Raw genomic sequence first — 1,816 nt, 5'->3', positions numbered from 1 at the left:
TAGTTGAAAGACGTTGAAGACCATCAATTAACTCCCAATTTCCATCTTTGTCCTGAAAAACGAAAATTGGGGGTATCGGGATGCCTAACAATATCGACTCAATGAACCTTGTTTTTCTAGTAATATCCCAACGAAATAGCCTTTGAAATTCAGGGTTTATCCTTAGCTCACCATCTTTATACAAATTCATGACCTCACCCAAGGACATATCATACCCGTCAGATACTATCTCTTTCCTAGCTGTCTTTATTTCTTTTTCGAGACTCATCAATATTCCTTGCATTTTCCATTAATTGATTTTAAAAACACTGGCTACCTGGAAGGCTACATAATTTTAATAAACCTGACCGCTCATTCATTGAGTGTTATGTAGCCACCTCAATCGACTCTACCCCACCGATTCGCCTGAAAGCAAAGAAAAAGTAGCCGGAACAGCCCAAAGTTGCACGCTGGCACGTTCTGCTCTGCCTCACCAAACCGCAAGCAAAGCACTGCACGGCTGATTCTCCCAGCCAAGAGGCAGAAACCAATCCGCTAACCAACCCCCACCGCCACCAATTCCCCCTCAAACCACTGCTGTTTGAGGCCGCGCTGTTTTTCCAGCAGCGTGAGGTAGGGCCTTAGCGGGTGTTGGGGCGGTAGGCTGACGTGGAGTTGGCGCAGCCGCCGTTGGTAGGGGAGCTGCCCGGCGGGCTGGTGCAGGGGGGTGGCGTGTTGGCTGAGCCATGCCATGTCGGGGAGCAGCAGGTGCGTGGCGCCGCTGTCCAGCGCCAGGGTCACGCCCTTGGCGTCGAAGTCGCCTGCGTAGAGGTGCGGCCTGCGGGTTTTGCGCCATACCTCGGCCAGGTGGGCGAAGCCGCCGCCGTAGTGGCTGTCGCCTCGGTAGGCGATGAGCGGCTGGGCGTAGCCGCTGAGGGCGCTGATGTTCGGGTTGAAGGCGTAGAAGCTGTCGAGGTTTTCCACCTGCACCAGCGCGCCGAAGGCACCCAACGTGAGGTGGCGAACGTCCACGTCACGACTGCAGCGCGGCTCGCTTGCAAGCCCCGGGGTGGGCTGGGGCGGCAGGTTGAGCAGTACGCGCCAGGCGCGGGGGCCTTCGCGGGTGGCTTTGTCTTCTTCCACGCCCTCTTTGGCCTGGGCGGCGCTGCTCAGGCCGCTGAGCGAGCGGCCCAGCGGTGCGAGGTGGGCGCTGGCCAGAACGCTATCGATCTGCGCCAGCAGCTCGGTATCGAAGCGCAGGGCCTGACTGGAAAGCCGCATGCCGAGATCGATATCCTGCTGGCGGCACCAGGCCACCACGTCTTCCACCCACTGGCGGCGGGGCTTCTCCACCGTGGGCTGGCGATTGAGTTCCCGGGCCACGCCGTTGAGCCCTGCCCGTGCGCGGCTGGGCAGGTTCATACCGCCACCGCCAGGGCCACATCGTGAATCAACCGCAGGTCGTTATAGGCGCTGGCCCTGCTCTCTTCCTGATGAAGGCGAAAGGCCTGCTGCTCGCGGCGCGGCAGGCCCTGGTATTCGGCGATCACCTGAAACAGCCAGATTTCATCTGCCCACTCCAGGCCGCTCTGTTGCAGGTAGGCCAGGGCGCTGACCGGCTCGGCAGGCGGCTGGTCGAGCACGGCGAGGTAGAAGCGTTCGACGTCCAGCTTGAGGGCCTGCTGGCGAGCGGCGGCCAGGCTCTCTTCGGCGAGCTGCACGGGGTTGGCCACGGCCACGTTTTGTGCGGCGTGGCGTGGGGCGGGCAGCTCATGCAGCAGCTCGGCCAGTACCCGGGTGTCCAGGGGGCGGTCCAGCGCTGGGGCGGCGGCGGGGT

2 protein-coding genes and 1 pseudogene are annotated in these 1,816 nt (G+C 60.8%); all 3 read right to left on the bottom strand.

Annotated features, from left to right (window positions below):
- Positions 1-268, bottom strand: a 268-nt coding sequence (locus tag B7L72_RS15040; RefSeq protein WP_139788539.1) for a DUF262 domain-containing protein, incomplete at its 3' end; no start/stop codon positions are given.
- Between the two features lie 266 nt (positions 269-534).
- Positions 535-1,401 carry a DUF7281 domain-containing protein gene (locus B7L72_RS15035; RefSeq protein ID WP_081195299.1) on the bottom strand — a complete coding sequence of 289 codons (867 nt, stop codon included), beginning with the start codon at positions 1,399-1,401 and terminating at the stop codon, positions 535-537.
- A pseudogene (locus B7L72_RS15030) lies at positions 1,398-1,816 on the bottom strand (hypothetical protein); the annotation flags it as partial. The pseudogene B7L72_RS15030 and the gene B7L72_RS15035, both read right to left, overlap by 4 nt.

The organism is Halomonas sp. BC1 (assembly GCF_002078135.1).
In the GTDB taxonomy this organism is placed as follows: domain Bacteria; phylum Pseudomonadota; class Gammaproteobacteria; order Pseudomonadales; family Halomonadaceae; genus Vreelandella; species Vreelandella stevensii.
The sequence above is the reverse complement of the archived record's forward strand: the minus strand, read 5'-3'. Positions and strand labels throughout refer to the sequence as shown.

Excerpts from the sequence above, each read along its gene's own strand:
- B7L72_RS15035 (WP_081195299.1), bottom strand. The coding sequence starts at position 1,401 with ATGAACCTGCCCAGCCGCGCACGGGCAGGGCTCAACGGCGTGGCCCGG.